Origin of the sequence: Microcoleus sp. F4-D5 (assembly GCF_036704885.1) — a bacterium.
Lineage (GTDB): Bacteria > Cyanobacteriota > Cyanobacteriia > Cyanobacteriales > Microcoleaceae > Microcoleus.
The window spans coordinates 1-22,895 of the sequence record NZ_JAUBSX010000066.1 but is presented as its reverse complement, the minus strand read 5'-3'; the positions used below and the strand labels follow the sequence as shown (position 1 = coordinate 22,895).

Annotated in this window: 19 protein-coding genes, 1 tRNA gene and 2 pseudogenes; 11 read left to right on the top strand and 11 right to left on the bottom strand. The window is 46.0% G+C overall.

What is annotated here, in order from left to right:
- Nucleotides 1-232: 232 nt before the first annotated feature.
- The 4 genes from QUA80_RS24925 to QUA80_RS24910 form a co-directional block, all read right to left on the bottom strand.
- Nucleotides 233-706: a TerB family tellurite resistance protein gene (locus QUA80_RS24925; protein WP_333427688.1), complete on the bottom strand. Its 474-nt coding sequence runs from the start codon at nucleotides 704-706 to the stop codon at nucleotides 233-235.
- 107 nt (nucleotides 707-813) lie between these two features.
- The gene (locus tag QUA80_RS24920; protein WP_333427687.1) at nucleotides 814-2,739 is read right to left on the bottom strand and encodes a M61 family metallopeptidase; all 1,926 of its coding nucleotides are present in this window, start codon (nucleotides 2,737-2,739) and stop codon (nucleotides 814-816) included.
- Nucleotides 2,736-3,416 (bottom strand): Crp/Fnr family transcriptional regulator, encoded by a 681-nt coding sequence (locus QUA80_RS24915; RefSeq protein WP_333329451.1) that lies wholly within the window; start codon nucleotides 3,414-3,416, stop codon nucleotides 2,736-2,738. Before QUA80_RS24915 ends, QUA80_RS24920 begins: the two co-directional genes overlap by 4 nt.
- Before the next feature lie 160 nt (nucleotides 3,417-3,576).
- Entirely contained in the window at nucleotides 3,577-4,461 is an 885-nt protein-coding gene (locus QUA80_RS24910; protein ID WP_333427686.1) for an inositol monophosphatase family protein, read from the bottom strand.
- A gap of 335 nt (nucleotides 4,462-4,796) precedes the next feature.
- Between QUA80_RS24910 and QUA80_RS24905 the strand changes: the two genes are divergently transcribed.
- On the top strand, nucleotides 4,797-5,849 hold the full coding sequence (locus tag QUA80_RS24905) for a glycosyltransferase family 4 protein (protein WP_333427685.1): 1,053 nt from the start codon (nucleotides 4,797-4,799) through the stop codon (nucleotides 5,847-5,849).
- 123 nt (nucleotides 5,850-5,972) lie between these two features.
- Here the strand turns inward: QUA80_RS24905 and QUA80_RS24900 are convergent, their stop codons facing one another.
- From QUA80_RS24900 to QUA80_RS24890, 3 genes and pseudogenes are all read right to left on the bottom strand, one after another.
- Nucleotides 5,973-7,898, bottom strand: a complete 1,926-nt coding sequence (locus QUA80_RS24900) for an alpha-amylase family glycosyl hydrolase (protein ID WP_333427684.1) — start codon at nucleotides 7,896-7,898, stop codon at nucleotides 5,973-5,975.
- 287 nt (nucleotides 7,899-8,185) lie between these two features.
- A pseudogene (locus tag QUA80_RS24895) lies at nucleotides 8,186-9,034 on the bottom strand (Rpn family recombination-promoting nuclease/putative transposase).
- Between the two features lie 83 nt (nucleotides 9,035-9,117).
- On the bottom strand, nucleotides 9,118-9,612 hold the full coding sequence (locus QUA80_RS24890; protein ID WP_333427683.1) for a hypothetical protein: 495 nt from the start codon (nucleotides 9,610-9,612) through the stop codon (nucleotides 9,118-9,120).
- Between the two features lie 209 nt (nucleotides 9,613-9,821).
- Here QUA80_RS24890 and QUA80_RS24885 point away from each other — a divergent pair, with 209 nt between their 5' ends.
- Together QUA80_RS24885 and QUA80_RS24880 are read left to right on the top strand one after the other, a co-directional pair.
- A complete protein-coding gene (locus tag QUA80_RS24885; RefSeq protein WP_333427682.1) occupies nucleotides 9,822-10,043 on the top strand; it encodes a hypothetical protein in 222 nt (73 codons plus the stop codon).
- 113 nt (nucleotides 10,044-10,156) lie between these two features.
- Complete coding sequence (locus QUA80_RS24880) at nucleotides 10,157-11,161, top strand: hypothetical protein (protein ID WP_333427681.1); 1,005 nt, start codon at nucleotides 10,157-10,159, stop codon at nucleotides 11,159-11,161.
- 209 nt (nucleotides 11,162-11,370) lie between these two features.
- Here the strand turns inward: QUA80_RS24880 and QUA80_RS24875 are convergent, their stop codons facing one another.
- Together QUA80_RS24875 and QUA80_RS24870 are read right to left on the bottom strand one after the other, a co-directional pair.
- On the bottom strand, nucleotides 11,371-12,234 hold the full coding sequence (locus QUA80_RS24875; RefSeq protein WP_333427680.1) for an Npun_R2479 family HD domain-containing metalloprotein: 864 nt from the start codon (nucleotides 12,232-12,234) through the stop codon (nucleotides 11,371-11,373).
- Between the two features lie 235 nt (nucleotides 12,235-12,469).
- Nucleotides 12,470-12,784 (bottom strand): Mo-dependent nitrogenase C-terminal domain-containing protein, encoded by a 315-nt coding sequence (locus QUA80_RS24870; protein WP_333427679.1) that lies wholly within the window; start codon nucleotides 12,782-12,784, stop codon nucleotides 12,470-12,472.
- A gap of 319 nt (nucleotides 12,785-13,103) precedes the next feature.
- On the opposite strand from QUA80_RS24870, the gene QUA80_RS24865 reads away from it, so the two are divergent.
- Nucleotides 13,104-13,919: a cobyrinic acid a,c-diamide synthase gene (locus QUA80_RS24865; protein WP_333427678.1), complete on the top strand. Its 816-nt coding sequence runs from the start codon at nucleotides 13,104-13,106 to the stop codon at nucleotides 13,917-13,919.
- 170 nt (nucleotides 13,920-14,089) lie between these two features.
- On the opposite strand, the gene QUA80_RS24860 is transcribed toward QUA80_RS24865, so the two are convergent.
- Nucleotides 14,090-15,133 carry an AI-2E family transporter gene (locus QUA80_RS24860; protein ID WP_333427677.1) on the bottom strand — a complete coding sequence of 348 codons (1,044 nt, stop codon included), beginning with the start codon at nucleotides 15,131-15,133 and terminating at the stop codon, nucleotides 14,090-14,092.
- 247 nt (nucleotides 15,134-15,380) lie between these two features.
- Between QUA80_RS24860 and QUA80_RS24855 the strand changes: the two genes are divergently transcribed.
- The 7 genes from QUA80_RS24855 (at nucleotide 15,381) to QUA80_RS24825 (ending at nucleotide 22,194) form a co-directional block, all read left to right on the top strand.
- Nucleotides 15,381-15,551, top strand: coding sequence for a hypothetical protein (locus tag QUA80_RS24855; protein WP_333427676.1), 171 nt, complete (start codon nucleotides 15,381-15,383; stop codon nucleotides 15,549-15,551).
- A gap of 149 nt (nucleotides 15,552-15,700) precedes the next feature.
- On the top strand, nucleotides 15,701-16,852 hold the full coding sequence (gshA, locus tag QUA80_RS24850; protein WP_333427675.1) for a glutamate--cysteine ligase: 1,152 nt from the start codon (nucleotides 15,701-15,703) through the stop codon (nucleotides 16,850-16,852).
- Nucleotides 16,853-17,092: 240 nt separating this feature from the next.
- Entirely contained in the window at nucleotides 17,093-17,554 is a 462-nt protein-coding gene (locus tag QUA80_RS24845) for a tRNA (cytidine(34)-2'-O)-methyltransferase (RefSeq protein ID WP_333427674.1), read from the top strand.
- A 583-nt stretch (nucleotides 17,555-18,137) separates the two neighbouring features.
- Nucleotides 18,138-20,609 carry a peptidoglycan DD-metalloendopeptidase family protein gene (locus QUA80_RS24840; RefSeq protein WP_333427673.1) on the top strand — a complete coding sequence of 824 codons (2,472 nt, stop codon included), beginning with the start codon at nucleotides 18,138-18,140 and terminating at the stop codon, nucleotides 20,607-20,609.
- 138 nt (nucleotides 20,610-20,747) lie between these two features.
- Nucleotides 20,748-20,820, top strand: a tRNA-Met gene (locus QUA80_RS24835).
- A gap of 127 nt (nucleotides 20,821-20,947) precedes the next feature.
- Nucleotides 20,948-21,547, top strand: coding sequence for a peroxiredoxin (locus QUA80_RS24830; RefSeq protein WP_333427672.1), 600 nt, complete (start codon nucleotides 20,948-20,950; stop codon nucleotides 21,545-21,547).
- A 107-nt stretch (nucleotides 21,548-21,654) separates the two neighbouring features.
- The gene (locus QUA80_RS24825) at nucleotides 21,655-22,194 is read left to right on the top strand and encodes a redoxin domain-containing protein (protein WP_333427671.1); all 540 of its coding nucleotides are present in this window, start codon (nucleotides 21,655-21,657) and stop codon (nucleotides 22,192-22,194) included.
- Nucleotides 22,195-22,659: 465 nt separating this feature from the next.
- On the opposite strand, the pseudogene QUA80_RS33960 reads toward QUA80_RS24825, so the two are convergent.
- Nucleotides 22,660-22,895 (bottom strand): annotated as a pseudogene (locus tag QUA80_RS33960) (hypothetical protein); the annotation flags it as partial.

Genomic DNA, 22,895 nt, shown 5'->3' with positions numbered 1-22,895 from the left:
TTCCCGTGCTTTTTTGTTACTATATCCTAGGAAATTGGGAGTTACAGCCCGGTTTATTTCCCTTCAGCTTTAGTTGTAAAGAGTCGCACTCAGAAAAATATTATTCCGATACTTACGTAACAAGACTTACCGATGGGGGATTATTCCCGGTTTCCACGAAAAATCCGAGGTTTATTAACGATAAATCTAGGAAGAAACCGGGTTTCCAAGCCAAGCGCGCGCTAGTCCCAAACTAGCCTTTGATGAACTTTTCTAATTTTTGAGCCATCTTCTCTACAATTCCCTCCGAAGTATCTCCCGCCGATGCTTCTGCTTCAATACGCTTGACCGCATCCTCTGGAAGATTCAGCAACTGCACTAATTTTTGATAAGCTGCGGCTTCTTCTGCGTTAATTTTTGGTTCGTCGGGAGTGCGAGAACTAGAGGAAATCACTTCATACCCGAGTTGCAAGACTAATTCTTTTTCGTCTTGAGTTTCTAGTTGGCCGATCAACTCGTCAAGGGGGATATTTTGCATGATATAATCCCGCAGTTCTTGTTGCATTTGTTGTCCGTCGGTATCTGGGGCAAACAAACCGCAAAAGCGCTCGAGCATTAAACTAACTTCTTCTGTCGCGAGTTCGCCGTCAGCCCAAGCCATCGAGGCAACAATTCTCAGCAGATTCATCTGGCGGGGCGTAATTGATGGAGGAGGTGGGGTTTGCATAATTAAAATGGGTAATTGGGAATTGGGAATTGGTAATTGGGAATTGGGAATTGGGAATTAGGCCTGATTCCTTCTTGTTTTTTCTTTCCCCTTCTCCTCCATTTATGTCACAATTTCGATAAAGGAACTCCCAGCCATCCAGTAAAGTTTTGTTTCTGAAGAGCAGTGGGCTGTTCCAGCGGCACGATCGAGTAACGGCCAGGTTGCGGCGGGGCGAGAGTAACGCGACAAGTCCGCAGTTCGTCTTGGTGAAAAACCGTCACCTCTATTGTGTCCCCCGGCTGATAATCTTTAAGCCTCTCGCCCGCTTGTTCTGCATTTACCCGAAAACCTTCGATCGCCAGCAACTCGTCCCCAGCATCAATTCCGGCCAACTGTGCCGGAGATCCTACTTCAACAAATTTAACCATTTCCCGCCCGTTTTCGGCTCCCAACGTCCAACCGATGCGAGGCGTTCGGTCAGTTTCATCTACCCAAATTTGCAGCCCGAAAGGTTCGAGATATTTGTTGTAAGGCAACTCTTCTGTACCGTCTATGTAGCGCGCGAAAAAGTCGCTCAAATCGATGCCGGCTACTGACTCGATCGCACTTTGCAAATCTTCGGGAGTAAAGCCTATTTCTGCCGGCAGCGAAGGAGAATTTAACTCTCCGTTGGATGTCAGATGCGCCGCCTTGGCGTCTGTTTCTGACTTCTGGTCAAAATCGCCATTTTGGGCCGAATTAGCATTGCCAAACTGCTGCCACATCAAACGCATCACATCGTCGAGCGATCGCTCGTTGCCGTGTCTGGCTCGAATCAACAAATCGAGCAAAAACGAAACAACTTCCCCTTTCAAATAATAGGAAATCTGCGAATTGTCGCTATTAACATCCCTGCGATAAAGTTTAATCCAAGCATCCCAGCTCGACTCGCTGACAGGCTGCACCCTCCGCCCCGGAGTCATTTGCAAGCGAGTGATTTCCTTAGCCAGATTTTGAAATAAACCCTTCACGCCGTAGAGTCCAGCTCGAAAAGGAATTAACAAATCGTAATAACTGGTAGTGCCTTCGGAGAACCACAAAGAAGGAGTATAATTTTCTTGTTCGTAGTCAAATACTTCCAGAGCTTTGGGTCGAATGCGCTTGACATTCCAGAGGTGAAAAAACTCGTGAGCCACCAACTGAATAAAACGTTCGTACTTTTCCTTAGCCCGAAAACTAAAACGCGGATAGTTGAGAGTGCAGCTCTCCTTGTGTTCCAAACCGCCAAAACCAGAGCCAGACAAATGCAGGAAAAACACATAGCGTTCGTAAGGCAAACCGCCGAACATTTTTGCCTCGACTTCGATAACTTTTTGGATGTCTCGAATCGCCCGTTCCGGTTCTAAATTGCCTTTTCCCCACACAACTAGCTGGTGGGGTTTTCCCATCACTTCAAAATCGTATACTTCGTGACAGCCAATCTCAAAAGGACTATCGACAAGGGTATCAAAATCGGCAGCAGCGAAAGTAAGATTTTGGCCGGAAACAGGTGGCAAAGTAGTAACGGTGCGCCATTGGGGCTGCGGTGGCACAACTGTCACGGTGTAGCAGTTGCGCTCAAAACCGGGCAAGAAAAAGCACAAAGCCGCCGGATTGAAATAACCGTGAGTCAAGTCTAAATGATTGGTTCGCACTGTCAGTTCGTTGGCAAAAATGCGGTAGAAAACCGTGACATCTGACACCGAATTAGTTTCGATTTGCCAGTGATTTTTGCTTTTTTTGCGCCAAGGTAAAGCACGCGCGGCGTAGCTATCCCGCAGGGAATCGCTCGCCTGAGCTGTAAAATCTTGCAGGTGGCGGGCGTATTCTCGAATCAAGTAAGAACCGGGAGTCCAGACAGGCATTTTTAAATCCAGAACAGGCTCCGACCAACCTTGCACGCGCAAAGTCACTTCAAACAGGTGGGATTCAGGATTGGGCATCGCCACCGAATATTGGATTGTCGGTGCAGTTAGTTGCCCCTCACGGTTGCCGGCAGCGGACGAGGTATCCAAACAAGTAACATCTGTCATTGACTTGCCAAATTAATCAAGTGCTTGAGGTTGATCAAATGGATAGTTTGGCGGTCTGGATCGATTTTGATCCAACCTTTACTATCGAGTTTTTCCATAATTTTGCTGGTTTCATCTAGGGTGATATCTGTGACATCAGCTAAGTCTTCATAAGGGATATTGAAGATATCTTTGCCCTCTGCAGTTTTCTGACCGTAGTTTTCTGCCAGCTCGACTAAAGTATTTGCTAGTTTAACCGCTGGCTGGCGGTTGCGGAGTTGATAGCGGAGATTGGTTTGGCGCAGCCGCCGTACCATCAGTTGCAGCATCCGGTGGTGCAATTGCGGGTCTTTAAACAGGGTTTGGATAAATCGCTGAGCTGTGACGCTGAGCAGCCGCACCGATGAGAGAGCAAGTACGTCATTCGATCGGGGAGATTCGTCAAGAATGGCCATTTCGCCGAAGAAGGCACCCCGTCCTAAAATAGCCATTGATACAGCTCGATCGTTTGACAAGCGCCGGACTTTGACCCAGCCAGACACGACAAAGTAAATCGCGTTGCCCCAAGAATCCTCCATCACCACAGCTCGGCCCGGGGGATACTCATGCTTGACGGCATTTGATAGCAGCCCTCCCAAGGTTTCTGGGTTAGCACCCTTAAATAGAGGGAACAGCTCACTGAAAGCTTCTGTCTTCATGCAAACTCGCGGAGGTGGGAAATATGATTAGGCGACACCCAACAGCTAGGGAACGATCGATGTTTGGGAACACAAACAATCTGTTGCTCCTTTAATTGATGATAAGGGTGCAGAGGCCCGCTTCACGTAAAATCGGCAGATTCTTTAATCTTAAACGGGTTTACAAGCCTGTCACTGCCTGTTGAACTTTGCCCAACAGAGGTTCTATGTAGTCCGGCCAGCCGATCGCGATTGACTGGGTGTGGGTCAGAGTCTCCGGCTCGATCGCATCTGCCGTCCACCTCAGCGGTTGACCTTGCAAGTCGCAACAAATCAATCCGGCTGCTTTTGCTAAAGCCAGAGGGCCGGCGGTATCCCACACTTTAACTCTGCCGTTGAGATACAGGTACAAACCGGCTCTACCGAAGATAACTTCCATCACTTTTAAGCCAAAGCTGCCCAGCGAGTAAAATTCGGCTCCGGGGATGCTTTGGGCGATCGCCCTGGCGTAGTTTTTTTGGTCTTTGTCTCCGAGAACAATTTTACAATTTTCCGCTGTCGGGGCCGGGGGCGTGCACAGGGCGATCGGCTGCGGCGCTTGGTTTCCGACACTTTGGAACAATCCCCAATCTTTGCCCCCAAAATACATTTGCTCAAAAGCCGGGGCGTAGATCCAGCCGGCCACCGGTTTCCTCTCAAGCAGCAGTCCCACCATCGAAGCGTAGTGCAGTTTTCCCCGAATAAATTCTTCAGTCCCGTCGAGGGGATCGATGCACCAGAGGCGCTGGTAATTGGCGCGGTAAGCTGCTCTGGAGGCGCTGTTTTCCTCGGTAATCCTGCCGTCTTCAGGAAACAAAGCGCTAAATGCTGCCGATAGTTGTCGGTCTAGGTATCGATCGATACTCGTCACGTAGTCGTTGGGCCCTTTCTCGGAAACTTCAAAAGGTTCGGCTGCCAGCTTGTAAGCTTCTTGACCGCACTCGCGCAGGGTGTAGCGAATTTTTTGGTCTTGCTCTGGAGAAATATACATGAGGTTAAACATAAATGCTTTAGCTAACTTCAGCATAAAAGCTTAAGTCCTTGGAATCGATCGGTCCCTGTCACTGTTTTTGACTCGTACAGGATTTGCGCGCGGGTGTCGAGAAACCCGGTTTCCTAACCGTCAGCGCCGTTGCGATACCAACCCCAGACAGGATTCGTGGAACTCAAAAAAATTCACACATGAGTGAGAACCCCCCAGATTTATCTAAAATCTAAAATCTAAAATCTAAAATCTAAAATCTAAAATCTAAAATCTAAAATCGACCGATCGATCGCACTAGCACTTTCAACAGCAGAGGATAGAATCTTCTGAGGTTAGATAATGTGTGCCTGCACCAGGATAATTATAAGGAGAATAGTTTGAAATACCATTTGGCATTAGGTCGCAAAATAGACCTAGATGGAATTGACCGCGATGCACAACTCGGCAAATGCCCCCGCCACGTCCTGCGGGCCCTCAGAGAGAGCTTAAATGCCACCGTTCACGCCCCGGATGGCGAAGCGATATCGTTGAGTGACAAGCTGCGATCTAAAATTTCTTCTAAACCCGAACATTGGGCCGCCGCGCGCAAATTGTCCGAGCAAGTCAGCAGCGACGACGTGATATTTTGTAACGGCGAGGACATTGGGATTCCAGTGGCGGTGGTGTGCGGGGCTAAGCCCGATCGCCCGAAAATTGTTGTACATTTCCACAATATCGATCGGCTGCGCGGCCGCGTCGCCCTGAAACTATTTGGTTTGGCTGACAAAATTGACGTGTTCATGGCTTGCGCCAGCCCTCAAACTGACTTCCTCCGCAGTTATTTAGCTTTACCTGAATCGCGGATTTTAGTGCATCTAGACCAGACAGACACTAAGTTTTTCACACCCGGCCCTGTTTCTGGCGATAAAAAGCGGCAAACGGTTGTTAGCGTCGGATTAGAAAAGCGCGACTACCGACTCTTAGCAGCAGCAACTGCTGACTTAGATGTTGACGTAAAAATTAGCGGTTTTTCTAAAGATGCCAAAGCTTTATCGCAAGCTTTCCCCGATACTATGCCAGAAAATATGTCCCGCAAGTTCTACGAATGGCCGGATTTAGTGCAGCTTTACCGCGATGCAGACGTAATAGCAGTTTGTTTGGCGGAGAATAAATATGCTGCTGGAGTGCAGGTTTTGCTGGAAGCAATGGCCTGCAAGCGGCCGGTCGTCATTACTCGGACTCAAGGTATGGTCGATTATTTAGCGACTCCGGATACTGTCAAAGTCGTAGATGTGGGAGATGCTGCAGGTTTGCGGGAGGCGATCGTCCATTTGCTAAAAAATCCTCAAGAAGCTGAATCTCAAGCGCAGCGGGGCTACGAAATGGTTGTGAACCAGCACAGCAGCGAACCTTATGTCGATGTTTTGGCCCAGAAGCTGCGATCGCTTTAAACTTGTAATATCAGCAACGGGCAGGATGCCCGTTCCACAAAACAGAAACTTGGTTGTGGAACAGGCATCTTGCCTGTTCATTAAAAACTGGTAAAACAGGCCCGAAAGCCTGTTGATTAAAAATCACGACTCGCGTCCACTGGCCCACTTATCCCGCCATTTCACAGTCCCTTCCGAAACTAAAACCCAGCGGCGACAAACCAGATTTTCTCGCAGCGGCGACTGTCCTTCCCGTAGCAGCGCATACTTATAAGAAATCAACTTCCCCGCACTTTCATTAAAAGGAATTTCCCCAAACCAAGTATTAGTATTGATATACTCCAACGGGAAACCCTTACCAATATCCCAATTCCCCAGTTCCGGACAATCTCCAATCACCACAATTCTTTCCCCAGGCTGAGTTCTAACGCTGTTAAGCTGCGCCCGCACGATAGTTTTTCCCTTAACTCGTTCTCCGACGCGGCTAAAAATCATTACTTCCCGCGCACCCAACTCTAAATTGTACAGCATCCCGTCTTTAACTTCAAATTTGCGGCGCGATAAAACCTCCGTATGCTCTCCATCAGGTAGCTCAGTATCAACCTCTTCAATTGTAACAGCATTGCCGCGATTCATCGCTACAAACACCACCGAATCGCGATAGCGGCGCACGTAACAATAAACATCAGCAGTTAGATATTTTTGCCACTGACTACCCATCGAAATAGCTGGATTCAGCCGCCGCAATCCCGACAGCAACCGCACATCTCGGTAAATCGGCGAATCAGTATCCCACTTTTCCATCATCGGGCGGTTGTAAGGGTCATTTCCCCCTTCGGTATCATCGTGCAGATACTGTTCGGTGCCGTAATAAATACAGGGAATGCCGCGAGTCGTCATAATTAAACTAATCGCCAACTGCAGCATTTGCGGATCGGGATTCAACGACTGAAACCTCGGCATATCGTGGTTGTCAATAAAAGTAATCAACTCCGTCGCCCCGTAGTAGCGGTGATCCAAATCCAGAACATCCTGAATTAAGTTAAATCCCGCTTCCGCACCCTGCCCCAAAGCTGCTCGAATTGCCACGCACAGACCAAAATCTAAAATAGTCATCCCCGACTCGTTGACAAATTCCACAGAACGATCGTTTCTAGGGTCGCTGTAAATCCATTCGCCAAAAATGAAAACATCAGGTCTGTGTGTTAAAATGTCAGCATTAAATTCCTGCCAAAACCAAATAGGCATATGCTTGACTGTATCAACCCGCAAAGCATCAACGCCTCTGTCTAACCATTGTTTAATTGCTGACTTAATGTAAGTGCGGTATGCAATATTGTTTTCGTTGAAAGTTGCTAAACCAGACAGTTCGCAGTTTTGGACTTGCCATTCATCTTCCCAGTTTGTGACTTCACCGTAGTGGTGATACCAGTTATCTTTATCGTCGTTAAAGTCAGCTATTTTTACGCCGTCGTCGTAGAGTTCGCCTTTTTTTCCGCTAAAATCAGGGTTGCTGTGATTGCAGACAATATCGAGCACGAGTTTCATGTTTCGCTGGTGCAACTCGTATACTAATTTGTCAAATACGGTATCTTTAGTTTCTTGTGTTTGGTTGATAGAAGGATTGTCGCCTTTGGCAATAAAGCGGGGATTTAGTCGCTTGAAATCTTTAGTCCAGTAGCCGTGAATCGCCGCTTGTTCGACAAATAATGCTTCTACTTGCTCAAACAGTGGAGTCAGCCAAATTGCGGTAACACCCATATCTTTTAAATAGTCGAGTTTGTCGATAACTCCCTGCAAATCGCCGCCCCAATATCTGCCCCAATCTTTGCCTTCTGGATCGTAAAGTTCTGGGTTTGGGCCTTCGTTATTTGTGGGGTCGCCGTCGTAAAAGCGATCGACTACAATGAAATAAATTGTTTCTTGTCGGAATTCAATGTCTCTGGTGTAGAGAAATTCTAAATCCAGTTCGCTTTCTGGCTTAACTTCTTCTACCAGAGACTCAATTTTTTTTTCTGGTTCGCTAACTTCGTATTGAGAGGAAGTTTGATTGGGAGTGACTGGTGTCATGAGATGTATTTTTTTATATTGTAAGATTGGTCAGTTATTTGGAGCTAGAGTAGGAGATAGCTTTCCCCTTTGACTGACTTTTACAGCATCATACGGAATTTACTCGTTTAATGGAATCTTCCTTTAGAGAGAGGGCAGACTCATCCTTAAGCATTAGGTGGATGAGAGTTAATATTTAGCGTAATTCTCAATCAAAGAGCCACAGCGTCAAGAACCTGCGCTACCAGGCTCAGCCTGGTAAAGAGAAAAGGTAGAGTAATTGTGCGATCGTACTTTTTCCCTTCCTTCTATTCCTCCCGCAAGTTTGGGATATCTTCAACGCTCAAACCAGTAGTTTGACTGATGGTTTGATTGTCAAGAACATTCAGAAGTTGTCTAGCAATTTCCAGAGCTTTTTCTCTCATTCCTTGCTGCATTCCTTGCTGCATTCCTTGCTGCATTCCTTCTTCAATTCCCTTTCGCAAGACACCCTGCCGATCCAGAATAAACATTTCGCGTTCTTCTAAATCTGCCAACTCCTCTGGATTCAAATTAGTTTCATTAGCAATCGCAAATGCTTGCTGTATTTCCGAGACTGTTTCCATTGTTGACGGCACTATTTCCAAGGTGGGATCATTTTTTATAAAATAAATCCACTTGTCAGTCAAAATTTCTAAATCATCCAGTTGTTTATTGAATTTTGGCAATTAGATAAATATCAGTTCAATCTCTGGATCGACATAATTAAATAAACGCTTTTTCTCCTTAAATAGAAAGTGATAAATTACTTCTAGGTCATTGGCAAACATTTCAAAATCAGTAATTGTCAAAGCAATTAAAGGTTTTAACTTAAAGTAACCTTGACCGCGAATCTGTTGAGTAGAGTAAATTTTCGCAGAATTGTAAACCACTCGTTTCGCAAAAAATGCTACATTTAAAACTTGCATCTCGATAATTACAGTTGCACCTCCTGCAAGTCTGGCTTTGACATCCAGGTAAGAGTCTTTGAGATAAGAGACTTTGGATGGTAAATACGGGTCGATAATTTCTAAGTCTGCTATGGTGAGACTGCCATCATAAATCATGGCATTGAGAAAGCTGATTAAAATTGGTTTGCTGTCGCTGGAGCCGAATATTCTTTTGAAAGCAAACTCAATTTAGAGGTTAATAAATCTCACGGTCAATCTATTTTAAAGTGAATTAAGTATTATTTTAATCCAGTTAGCGCTTGCCATATCTTCTATTCGGTCAAATCGACTTGTCGAATCTCTTCTAGCGTCAGATCCAAGCATTGTGCGATTTGCTCGTCGCTCAAACCGACGGCTTGCAAGCGTTGGATCGCCTCAATTTTCGCCTGCTGCTTTCCCCGCAAAAAATCAGGCGACTCTTCCTGCGATGTGCAGACATTCAGCGATCCGATTAAATGACCACGAGCAACATGATTGCCACTAATCACGCCACCCGTAACGTTGCTAATTCTTGACTTCCTAATCAGTGCCGATCGCAAGTTTAATTTATTAATATCTTCTCCGAAAGCATCAGAGAACAACTCCCATAGCTCGTAGCCCACATCTTTCGCATAACCCTCAGTACAGTTCAGCGCTTGGGCAATATCGCCGTACTTTTGTCGCTTCAAAACGCCCTCAATTACTCCAACTTGCATATCATCCAAATGCTTGCCAGTTTTCGCAAACACCACTTCATCTGCAAAAGCCAGTGCTTCCTTAACGTTCATTAGCTTTCCTCACGAGTTCGCCACAACAAAATTATAACCGTCTATATCCGACTAAATCCGACTATTTTCGCCTTTACTACAAAAGCGACTGAAGCTCATTCAAAACTTTCTGTATTATACGACTTTATCCGACCTTTTTCGACTGTACAAATTAATGTGCAAGCTGTAGCATTGTTAGTGTAAAACAATCGTTACAGAAAAATTAACTTATGACGACTACCCAGATCGCTCTCGACAAGAAAGCACATCCTTTGATGATGCACCTGAGTATCTTGTCGAAGTATGACATCTCCGAAGAGCAATCTAGCTACGATCCCAGCACACAAACTTCCAACATCATATCCATGAGCGGCTCCTACTCTTTTCGCAAAGGCTCCTCTCCTGCCGCCTGGCCTCATAAGCCCGATGACGACCAGAAAGAGGACGACTAGAATTTCGTCTAATTATCAGATATATTTTATCGCCCTTTTGTTTTTTGAAAGACCTGTATGAATTGTTGCATTACAGGTCTTTCCCTCTCAATATTATTTCAATTGATTTAGTTATGACCAACCTTTTAATCGTGACTTCCGAGACTGACATTCATGCGGATGCTACGATCGGCGAATTGAAAAAATCGAATATTCGAGCAATTAGATTGAACTCAGAAAGTTTTATTCAAAAAAGTCAGTATTTTTATGAATGGCAAGCTTGCGGCAATCCCAGTCAAAGTTTTTTGTCTTTTGAAGATTCTTTGAAAGAAGTTCAAGATATTGGCGTGATTTGGTGGCGAAAACCAGAAAATTATCAAGTTTTTCCAGAAGTTAATGATACTTGGGCAATCAAGTATTGTCAACAGGAAACAGAATCTTTGATTTATTCACTTTCTGGACTTTATCCCAAAGCTAGATGGGTCAATAACTACTACAAAATTAGATTGCCTTCCCATCGCCTCAACCAAATTCCAATTGCTCAAAAGGTAGGAATTACTATTCCTCCAACACTTGTCACTAATTCATACGAAGCGGCTTGCAAATTTGTGACACAACAGGGAAAGTGCATTGTCAAAGCGATGCGCTACTCTGGATTCTTACATGATGAAAAGCAGTATGCTTGCTTTACTCGTCCCATTGATATAGAAACACTTGAGGTATTTCGAGAGAGTATTCGATTGGCTCCTGTTTTCATTCAAAAACGAATTCAAAAGAAGGCAGAATATCGTGTTACCTTAATTGGCAAGCAAAGTTTTGTTTGCCGCATTGATGCCCAGCATACCAACGATGCAGATGTGACCTTAGATTGGCGCGTTATCGAACCAGATAAACTCGTTCACGTTCCCGACAAGCTGCCGATCGATTATCTGAACAAACTTCATCAAATGCTTGACGAATTTGGTTTAAATTTTGGTGCATTCGATATCATCCGCGACGAGGACGACACGCTCTATTTTATCGAGCTCAATCCTAACGGACAATGGTATTGGATCGAGATGCTCACTAAAATGCCTATGGTTCGCGCAATGGTCGAACTCATCGAAGATTTAGCGCTCCAATATCAACAGGATTGCTGAATTTTATCAGTAATTATACATTTTATTGGCATTGCTTCGTTCCTCGTGGCGGACAAGGAATCAGATCGACCATAATATCGTGACCGGGGCGGGTTTATTATATTGTAGATTATAGGCAATTATGGTTGGTGAACCCGCCCCTAGAGGAATTGTGGTCAATTGACCCGACATGATATGGGATTGCTTCGTTCCTCGTGGCGGACAAGGAATCAACGAACTACAGCCACATCCTCAACTCCCACTTCAGAATGCTCCACGCGGAACACATTCGCGTTCAAATTAGCAACTATTTGTTTTCCCTGCTGCGTCAGTTCCAAATAGCCGATCGCATCCTTGACATACCGATAAACCACATTCCAATAAAACTTAGGATACCCCTCCCGCAAATCCCCAGGAGTGCGATACCCCAAAACCTGATTTTGACCAGTCTCCTCAAACTCGTAAAACAGCGCAGCAACCTTTTGCAAATATCGCGGATCGCTCAACTGACCAATTAAATCAGCAGCGCGAACTAAACCCGGATAATTCACAGTATCTTGATAATCTTCGTCCGCAGGAACTGGGAAACGAGTCAGCTCAATATTACGCTTAACCACCTCAGTATCAATCAGTTTGTGACCGCCAAAACGCTCGTCAATAAACATTTTTGCCCGATCGATATGATAAGGGGTCAAACTAGCATCCGTCGCCCCCGGAGGTAGCTTCACTTGCAAATCGTCTATCCCCGTTGCATACAGTCTCAAATCAGTTCGATCTTGCCGACAAACCCCTTTGACATACCCGATATCGTGACACAGCAAAGCAATATGGAAATGCAGCCAATGTTCACATAAAACACCGCCCTCGCGGATGTGTTTGCCGCGCAGAATCTCCTGTCCCACCAATGTCACTAAAATAGTGTGTTCCACATTGTGGTAAAGAGCATCGCTATTAGCAATATTTTCCAAAGCCATACTCGCTACCCAAGCAATAATTTCACCATAGTCAGATTTGAACCCGCCGTAGGTGTGGCGGTAGCCTTCAATCAGCCGATTTAAAAAAGCATTGATGAGCAGTTCAGTTGCGTTAAACATATTCACTTCCCTGTGCCTAAGTAGCTTGTTAAATTATTTTTATAGAAAATATTTATTATGTTACCGTTTGATGTTATTTTGGGCTTAACCGCGACGATGGATGCCTGCTCCTATTTAGAGGCATCCAGTGATATTATCAACGATTATGACTGAAATTACCGATCGAACAACTAGCAGTTTCACGCACCCCGTAGACGATTCACATCAATAGCGATCGAGGTATGACACCCCTTAATTAGCAGTAGGGCGTTACATCTTCCCCGCACACGTCAGCCAAAAAGGAGAGCGACCGAAAACGCAACCCCACTAATTCTTCATACACAGGATTCAGCTTGCACATAGGGGGTATGTGGAAAAGATGGTGTCCCAATAGCTGGATATCTCTCTCAAAAGGACATTGTGCAGGTATAATTTGGCACAACCACCGAGCCACTTGCGGATCTGCGACTGCAATGCGATCGAGCCACTGTCGCACTGGTTGGACGAGGCGATCGCCAAAACTTAAGTGTTGACACTGATTTTTAGGAAAAATACTTGTAGTCGAGTTCATAATTAACCTCAGCAATCATTACTAACCAAGAGTTATGAATCACCCTTTCTTAATAATCAACCAAACCCGCCGTTACCCCAGTGACGTGGATAAGTTTCTCTCGTGACACTCGCAGCCTCAAAATGTGATACAGAAAACTAACAGTTGTGATGACAAGTCCCAAAAAGTGTGAGACAGATCACGCCCTGTACCCGCTACGTCATGTATCTTAAGATATATATAAAATAAATATAAGTTTCTATTCCCCGACTCTACTTTAAAATCCTATTTACCTGCGATATATTACCCGGTCAATTTACTAATGTTAAGGTTCCAGGCAATGATTCAACAAAAACATAAATATGCCGACCTTTCTCAACGCCCCCACACAGATACCGTGCTGGAAAAACTCCCTGTAGAAGTTAAAGATTGGGCCCAAAGCTTGCCTTGGAACCAGCGGCGCTATGTCTTGTCCCTCTGCTACATATTGTGCGCCTCGACTCCCGACTTGCAAGCAGAATTTTTAGATGACTATACAGCCGACGGTTTAGTCTCAAAAATGTTTGAAGATGTAGATACTCTACACCGAGTCAAAGAGTATTTAATCAGATTCCGAGTCAAAAAACAATTAAACGAATCTGATTTAAGAAGCTACATCAAACAATTTTACATCCACTCAGCTCAACAAGCGCGCCGAGAAACAGACCAATATTTAGAATCTGCACTCCGCTTCGTCTTGAGTACAGAAGAACGCAATAATGTTTTTAACTACATTTTGGGTTTTGAATTTATTAAAATTGTGTTTCAAATGAGCTGGTTGCAACACGAAAGATTAGCCAGACTGCAAAAAAATCAGTCGCAGTTTATTGAAAGCTATATCAAGCCGATTCAACACGCACACAGAATTAATGGCATAATTCTCCCGAAAGATGAGAGAATATTTTTTGCCAGACGCGCCTATTACGTTCAAATCCCTAACATTTCTTACAGAAAGCTGATTGAGTTAGTCATGGCAACTTTTACTACAGAAATGGTGAGTAATTGCGGATTTTCTATAAGTCGCCACTCTCAAGCTTTGCGCTTTGACTGCGATTACATTTACGATCCAGAACCAGAAGAAGAAAGATTTCCTACTGACTTACAATTTATTCATTGACTTTATGCAGTAAGGTTAGCACGGATATGTACACCATGCTTAGCTTGTTTCTATTTACTTTTAGTGTCGGGTTGTGCAAAGGATATTTTTTGAAGCATCGCACTTCTACTAGGTAAGTGAAAACCAGATTTTCAAGCCTGATTTGATATAAAATACGATAGCTGTATCAATTAACCTTCCGCTTGCATTTCTTCAATTTCAAACCAGCTAACTATCACTCCCGCTAGCGGAATAGCCAGAAATATGCCTAAAAGTCCTGCCGATCTCGCCCCGACTAACAGTGCAAAAAATACCACTACGGGATTGAGGTTAAGCGAATTTTGCATGAGTCTCGGATGAATAAAGTTGTCTTGAATTTGCTGCAAAACAATGCAAGCTGCTAATACTTTTAAAGCTAGCCACACACTTTGAGACAATACAATAAAACAAACTAAGCTAATTCCCAGGGTCGCTCCGATCCCCGGAACTAAATCAAACAATCCGATAATAAATGCTAAAATTAAAGGAAATTTAACATCTAACAGTAAGAAAATTAAAAAGCTTGCAGTTGTCAAAAATAACATTAACAGAATTTGTGCCTGAAAAAATCCTAAAAAGTTTCGCTCTATTGTTACACTTAAACGCCTGTGCAGGTGTCGGGGTATAAATTTGAGAAGCAGCAGCCACAGCCTCTCTCCATCTAGTAACATGAAAGAAGCCACCACCATAATTAATATTAAATTCAATAAGTTGGTTAAAAATACTTGTAAAAAAGCAATACTCGAAACAACTCCAGCCAAAGCTTGATTTCGCAGTTGTTCCTCAATAACTCGCAGGTTAACTTGCAGGTTTCTCGCCCGCAGGAAGGATTCGATGCGCTCGGAGAGAGGTGCCAGAGCATTCACAAATTCAGTCATGCTGTCAATTAATTGCTGTCCTTGAGATAAAAGAGTGACCCCTAGGGTGACGGTGAGACCGCCAAAAACTAAAATGGTGAGCAAGACAACGAAGGCGACAGCTAAACTTCGAGGTAAAAATCGCTGGAGAGTTCGCACCGGATAGTTGAGCAAAAAAGCCACGAGTGCAGCAATACTGAACACCGCGACTGCTGTTTCAAAGTAAGCTAAAAGTTGGAGTCCAGCCCAACCAGAAGCAAATAAAAGCAAAAACCGGACTAAAGCTAAATTGCTTACCATATTCCAAAAATTGGGAGGAATTCTTTCTTGCTCTTTCACAGGGATTTCCAGGGATTAATAATAACTCAAAAATATTGCAGAGTCTTCTTTTAGAATCTCACCCAAGATATATCTGCGGCTATCCCCCTCAAGGCTGAAAATATATGTCGAAGGAAGAATGCAGAAGGAAGAGGGAAGAAGAAAGAAGGAAGACATGAGAAGAAAGAGGAAAGAAAGAAGAGGAAAAAAGGAACAATCAAGAAGGAACGAAGGCAGCAGGCAGAAGCTAGCAGGAAGGTAGTAGGCAGTGCTTTCTAACTTTTGTCTGAGGCAAGGGTGGGTTCCCAGAGGCATAAGTACGATCGCCGCGAATGCCGAATTCAACAGGCCCGCGATCGAACAAACAGCCTTTTTGACTCTAAAACCGCCTCGGAAGCTCTTTGCGGTACCAGGATTTGCTACCTCGGCTCCCAAATAACACACAAATGCTCAAACTTGCTCGATGCCTCAAAACCCGGTTTCAGTGCCAGTCCCGAAAAATTTCAACTCAGCCTCTTGGAAGATAGTATGAACAGGTCAATTTTTGGGATACTAGAAACTAGGACTCAACTTAGCTGAGGAACAAACGTGCTGCTATCAAAAGGCTTTGAAGTAGAAATGTACACCGGGACGCCCGAAGGTGAGGTTGTCGGTCTCTCCGATCGCATAGTCGCCGATCTAGAGGGGTTTGTCCGGGAGCCTGATAGTCGCAATGTGGAGTACACGACCGCCCCGCTGTGCAGCTACGATCGGCTGCTGTGCGCCTTAGTCAAGCCGCGAGTCCGGCTGCGCGAGTATCTCAAAAAATTGGGCGACTATACCTTGCTGCCGGGAAGTACCTTGTCTCTCGGAGGGAGCGATCGATTTTACCGATCCGATCCCAACAATCCCTACCACACCTACATCGAGCAAACCTACGGCACCAAAGTCGTCACCGCCAGCATTCACATCAACATCGGTATTTCCCAACCAGAACTGCTGATGCGGGCAATTCGCCTCGTTCGGGTCGAAGCACCGCTGTACCTTGCCTTGAGCGCCTCTTCCCCCTTCCTCGACGGCGAAGTCACTGGCTATCATTCCACTCGCTGGGGTTTGTTTCCCAAAACTCCAGCCGTGGTCCCCTTGTTTGAAAGTCACAGACATTACATTCAGTGGACTGAAGAACAGCTAGAACTCGGCACTATGCAAAACGTCCGCCATTTGTGGTCTGCCGTGCGGCCAAATGGCGATCGTCGCCCCTACTGTCTCAACCGCCTCGAACTGAGAATTTGCGACCTCGAAGTCAATCCTCTGGCCCTGCTGGCCATCACTGCCTTACTAGAAGCTCGCATTTGGCAGATGATGGAAGACCCCAACTTAGACCCCTTAGAACTCAGCACCTTACCTGCGGCCACCCGCAACCAAGACTTAGTTGCTCTCACAGACGCTAACGAAATTGCTGCATCCCGGCAAAGTTTGGATGCCGAACTTACCCATTGGCAAGACGGCAGAACTATTCTGGCACGAGATTGGATTGAGGAAATTTACCGCGAAGTGTGGCCTATAGCCAAAAAACGCGGCTTTAGTTGCTTTCTCTCGCCACTCAAAAAGATTCTCCGGGAAGGCAACACGGCCCAGCAGTGGTTGAAGCTGCACGAGGGCGGTTCGGACACCCGCAGTATTATTCTGCAAGGAATTCAGGGGATGGCTCACCAAGAATGGGAGCTCGAAGACAACTTGTGCGCCCAGTTAGTTGCGTGAAGTACCCGCCGTTATTATAAGGGGGGCTTTCAGTAGCCTCCTGGCTGTGCGTACTCAACAAACAATACAAATAGCCCGAATCTCTTGCGAAAAAGTTGCGGAGCTGCTCGCAAAAACAAATCAGAATTTTTAATCAATGGCACTCGACAAAGGCCATAAATAAAAGCTATAAGTTATATCTACCTTTGGGTAGATTTCTAGATTTCCCAAGAGCTGTAGTTAGCGCTGTTAATTAGCTTCATGCCCCAACTTGTCTTGATTCACCCGCAAATTCCCCCAAATACTGGCAATATCGCCCGCACTTGCGCTGCTACAGGCACGGAACTGCATTTAGTCGGCCCGCTGGGGTTTGAAATTAGCGATCGCTACCTGAAAAGGGCCGGCTTAGATTACTGGCCCTACGTGAACCTCCACTGCCACGAAGATTTAGCCGCTTTTTTGACCTTTCGGCAGCAGCGCGGGGGACGATCGATCGGATTCAGCACTGGCGGGCGATACAGTTACGCGGAATTCCAATTTCAGGCCAGCGACTGGCTGATGTTTGGCTCGGAAACTGCTGGTATTCCCCAATTCGTCTTAGATGCCTGCGACGCCACAGTTTTTATTCCCATGAGCCAGCCTGGAGTCAGGAGTTTGAACCTCTCCGTCAGCGCCGCTGTAGGTTTATTTGAAGCTAAACGACAGTTGGGCGAGCTGCGATAAATCATTATCAACACATAAATATATAGATATTTAATAGCTGCCGAGGGCTGCCAAATTTCCGTTTAAATATAAGAAATTTGTATCAAAGCTAGGAGAATCTAGATAGCTGAGATTAATATATTTTATTCATCCAAAAACAGATTGTTATCAGCAACACCAAATTACTCGCAAGACAATTCAGCAACAAAAACAGAGAATTCCACCGATTTAGGGCTTGAAGGGAGCACAGGCTAGGGTCTGAACGCTATATCTAGTAAATATACGGTTGTAAGCCGTCCGGAAATTAGCGTAGAGTCGGATAATAGGTAAGAATCTGAGCCTTACCGGAACGCAGATTTTATGTATTCGTTCCAACTATTGCGGTGTAAGGCTTTTGGGGTGTAATTGCAGCAGGTTGAACCGATATTTTAAAAATTTATGACGGTTCGAGCTTGTCTAAATTAAAAAAGCAAGGTAATCTGGCCTAAGCATGATAGCTCTCAACAATCAGAATATTTTTGGTTGTTGATTTAAATTCAGCGTCATGCGATCCCCTTGAGTGTTTCCAAGGACAGTTAGCGCTTCTCAGTAGGAGGTCGTTTTTTTGAAACGAACATATCCCCAAATTAAGCCTGTTCAGGCTAGTGAAATCGACAGAGACAGTTCAGCAGAACCGTCGAAACAGACAACGCTCAGCACTGGCAGAGTTCGCTCTCTCGCCACGATCGGGCTGGCAATATCGGTAGGTGCTTCTGGCATCCTGCTACCGAGAAATGGAGACAGCGCTCGCGCGTCTGAACTCGCACCGACATCAGAATCCACCGCTGAAGTACAGCCAGTATCGGCCAACGGGCCCGTTACGGCCGCACAAGTTGACGGTTCCTGGGTCGAACAGCCCGGATCGCCTTCTGACCCGGTGGCGGTTAAGGTGCAGCAGGGACAAACCCTTTGGGAACTGTCTCGGGACTATGAAGTTGAACCCTTGGCACTAGCAACTGCCAACAGCATCAAACCCGATACCCCACTCCAAGTGGGCCAAGAACTCAGAATTCCGACGGTGACGGAAGTCGCGCCACAAGAGAACGCCGGCAATACAGCGGCAGCTTCGCTAGAGCGCGCAGCAGTCAATCCCGAACAAGAGTTAAATCTGACTGGCTCCGATCCGTTGGATATTGCAGCCCTGTCAGGGCAGCCATCAACTGCAGCAACTCCGCTGGGCACGACGGTACCGGAACAAGGTTCGATCGATAGCCCGAACGCAGACGGGGCGATCGGCAGTTTGAAAAAACAGGAAAACCGCACTACAGAATCGGATCGAACCCTGTTCGGGTCTGAGGGGGGAGCAAATTCATCTACACCTGCGGCATCTTTGCCGGAGTCAGCACCGACGCTGGCATCCCCCGGATATGCAACTCAGACAGCTATTCCCGACCTCGGGGCGACACCTATAATTCCAAATGCTGGGGTCGGTCAAGCAGCATCGGCCGATCGAGCATTCGAGTCAATTGAACAGTCTCTGGCAACACCCAGTTTGCCCTCGGCTGTGCTAGTCCCCCCTGCGGGCAGTACCGCCACGCCGGCTGAGGTGCTCTACAGCGTGCGTCCGGGAGATACCCTAGATGCGATCGCCAAAGGTCACGGGGTATCGCCCAATGAGCTGATCTCCGTCAACAAGCTCGGCAACCCCAACTTGCTGAATGTCAATCAACGGCTGAAAATTCCTCAAGTTCGGTTAAATAATCCAGCGGTGCAGGCGGCAGCCTCTTATTCTGCCTCCAACTCTACATCTGTGCGGTCTGCAGCTTCAGTTCCCGCATCTTTGAATCCCAGCTCCTCTACCCCGGAAATAGCCGAAGCTGGCGTTGCAGCATCCGCGCCAACAGTGCCCGTTGTGTCTCCCCTGGCGAACTTGGAAGGTCTGAACAATATTTCAGCGCCGATGGTTCCCAAAATTAACAGCATTTCGCTAACTCAAGTTTCTCAAGCGATTAGCGACCCGAGGAAGCTGGAGCTTCAAGGCGAACCAACATTTACAGGTGCAGTTGACACCAGTGCCCTGCCCCAGTCAGCAAATGCAACGGCTACCGCCATCGCTACGGGAGAATACCCTCAGCCTGCGGGCCTGCCAAATGCTAGCGCCCAAGGTTTAAATGCCGCTCAAACTAGCCCTTTACCCGAGTCGAATCCGGAGCCTCTCTCCACCCAGCAGGCTCTCAACCCTTATGCCGAACGCTTGAGGGCAGAAGTTGTGAGGCTGCGAGAGGAATATCGTGCCGAGCGCAATTCGATCGGCGCAAATGCAGTTTCCCTGGCTCCGGCTGACGGGCCCTCGGGCAACCCGTCTGAGGAACTCCCTAGTGTCAATCCATATCTCTACACCCCCGACTATACTGAGGCGGTGCAGAACGAAATCAGCAGACCGCCGTCGAGAGCCTGGTCCCAGCAGGTTCAGAAGCAGCAGCAAGAGCGTTATGACCCCGCTAGTGCAGCGGAACTGCAACCGATCGACCTGACGCCGACTTCTGCTCAAGATCGGCCGATGGTAGCAACTGCTCCTTTGGGAGCAGACGGTTACGACCCCCTGAGCAACCCGTCTTTGGGACGCATGGTTTCTCCAGAACTGCCTCCGCTCTCGAACCCTGATACTTATCTGCCTAACGGCAAACAACAGTCGGCTAACGGGTTTATTTGGCCGTCTAAGGGCGTTCTTACTTCTGGCTACGGCTGGCGGTGGGGACGGATGCACAAAGGAATTGATATTGCAGGGCCGATCGGCACGCCAATTGTGGCAGCATCAGACGGGGTGGTTACGTATGCTCAGTGGAACGACGGCGGCTACGGGTATCTGGTGGAAATTACCCATCCTGACGGCACTGAGACTGTCTATGCCCACAACAGCCGAATTTTGGTGCAAAAAGGTCAGAGAGTCGCTCAAGGGGAACAGATTTCAGAAATGGGCAGCACAGGCTTCAGTACCGGGCCGCACTTGCACTTTGAAATTCATCCCGCCGGACAGGGTGCTATCAACCCAATGGCTTTTCTGCCCGCCGACGATGAGTCCAGCGCTTCTCGGTAACGACTGGTCGAAAGTTATGGGTTTTGAATGATTAGCAAAACTCATAACTTTTACTTGCAGTCATTAGAAATTATGTTTGTCTGTCGCAAGACATAGCTCGCCCTACCGTGCTACGATAGTAAATCGTGAAGTAAGTTTGGCTCAGTGGCGCAGTGGTTAGCGCAGGGGACTCATAAGCCCAAGGTCGCAGGTTCAAATCCCGCCTGAGCCATGATTTAATCGAAAAAACCGCGCTCTCAAAATTGAGAGCGTGTTTTTTTTGATTTTTATAGAAGATACTTGTAGTCGTTATGAGTATGATATATTTGTAACAGTTCGTAAAAAAGGAAACAAAATCTATGACCAGTGAATGCCTCCGGGTTGGTCAAGCTGCACCCGATTTCGCAGCAACAGCCGTAGTGGATCAGGAATTCAAGACAATTAAACTGTCAGACTATAAAGGCAAAAAGTATGTAGTCCTGTTCTTCTACCCCTTGGACTTCACCTTTGTGTGCCCGACAGAGATCACAGCATTTAGCGATCGCTACGAGGACTTCAAGAAAATCGATACCGAAATCCTCGGCGTATCCGTTGACAGTGAATTCTCTCACCTGGCTTGGATACAAACAGACCGCAAATCAGGCGGTGTCGGCGACCTCAACTATCCCTTAGTTGCTGACCTCAAAAAAACAATTAGTTCTGACTACAACGTCCTCGACCCAGAAGCAGGGATTGCCCTCAGAGGTCTGTTCATCATCGACAAAGAAGGCATCATCCAACACTCTACTATCAACAATCTTGCCTTCGGCCGCAACGTGGACGAAACTCTCCGCACTCTGCAAGCTATCCAATACGTCCAGTCTCACCCCGATGAAGTTTGTCCCGCCGGCTGGCAGCCCGGCGACAAGACTATGACTCCCGATCCGGTCAAGTCTAAGGTATTCTTTGCTGCGGTTTAAGCGCATTATATTTGTAGGGACAGTGACGTGTCCCTACACGCCGGCCCATTCATGTAACCGGAGTTTTAATTACCAATTAGCAATTAGCAATTACCAAATTAGGCAATATGCTGACCTCTACTAATTTTAGCGGCTTGTTAAATCAGCGGTTTTTCCAAAATTTATTGCCTGTTCCGGCGACAAATGTTCTGAAGCTGGGACAGATGACCCCAGATTTTGAATTGCCTGATATTAATAATGGCAAATTGGTGCGGCTGTCCAATTATCGGGGCGATAAGCCGGTAATTCTGGCTTTTACGCGGATTTTTACTGAAAAGCAATATTGCCCTTTCTGTTTTCCTCACATTAAAGCTTTGAATGAAAACTGGGAAAAATTTGCCGATCGCAACATAGAATTATTGATGGTGACCAGTACCGACGATCGCCAAAGCCAAATTGTAGTTAGAGATTTAGGCTTGAAAATGCCTCTGCTGTCCGATCCAGAGGTAAGAGTGTTTCGGGCTTATCAAGTCGGTCAGGCTTTAGGTGCTCCTTTGCCCGCTCAGTTTGTTTTGGATGCAGAAGGAAAACTCGTCTTCAAACATTTGTTTTCTTTCATAGACCACAATGCTAGTGTGGACACTTTACTGCAATATGTCGATCGCTAGATACCCATAAGGACACGGCAATGCCGTGTCCCTAGCTGACAACGCAAAATTTGTGGCATTAATACTATTAGTTCGATCGCACTCAGTAAGTCTTTCCCAATCTAATACTAATTATCAAAAATTTTGCAACAGCACCCAGGGCTGATAAAATGTAATCCCATCCGGTTATAGATGAAGAGTATTTCTGTTAAAAATTCTTCAATCTCAGCGCGAAGTTTTTCTTTAAAAGCATCTAAGTTTGCATGAATTTTTCAACTTAATTCTTGTTTTATCGCTCTTCCATCACTCTAAACAGAAGAAAATAAGAAATATTCGGATTCAGTGCTCTCTGGGATAGCACCTCGCATTCGATTCATCAAGGAAATTAGTGTTAAAAAGCCAACTGATAAATGCGTAATTGGAAAAACCTTCAGCCAAGGTTTAAGTAAATTAAAAAATTGGTAAGGTTGCATAACTAAGCGTAAATTATTGAGCAGATTTTTCCAACCTTGACCAAAGTCCCACCACGCTATGCTCGCGAAATTTGGAGACAACTGCATCGGTTGATTCATTGATGCCTTTACCCTCCGTATTGTGCAAATTTTGAGAGTGCAGACTCACTAAGAGATAAGCACTCATCACGATTTCCCACCATTTCTGAATTTGAGCATAGTCAGTTAGCCGAAAATCAGCCCAACCCAATTCATTCTTACTTTGCTTAA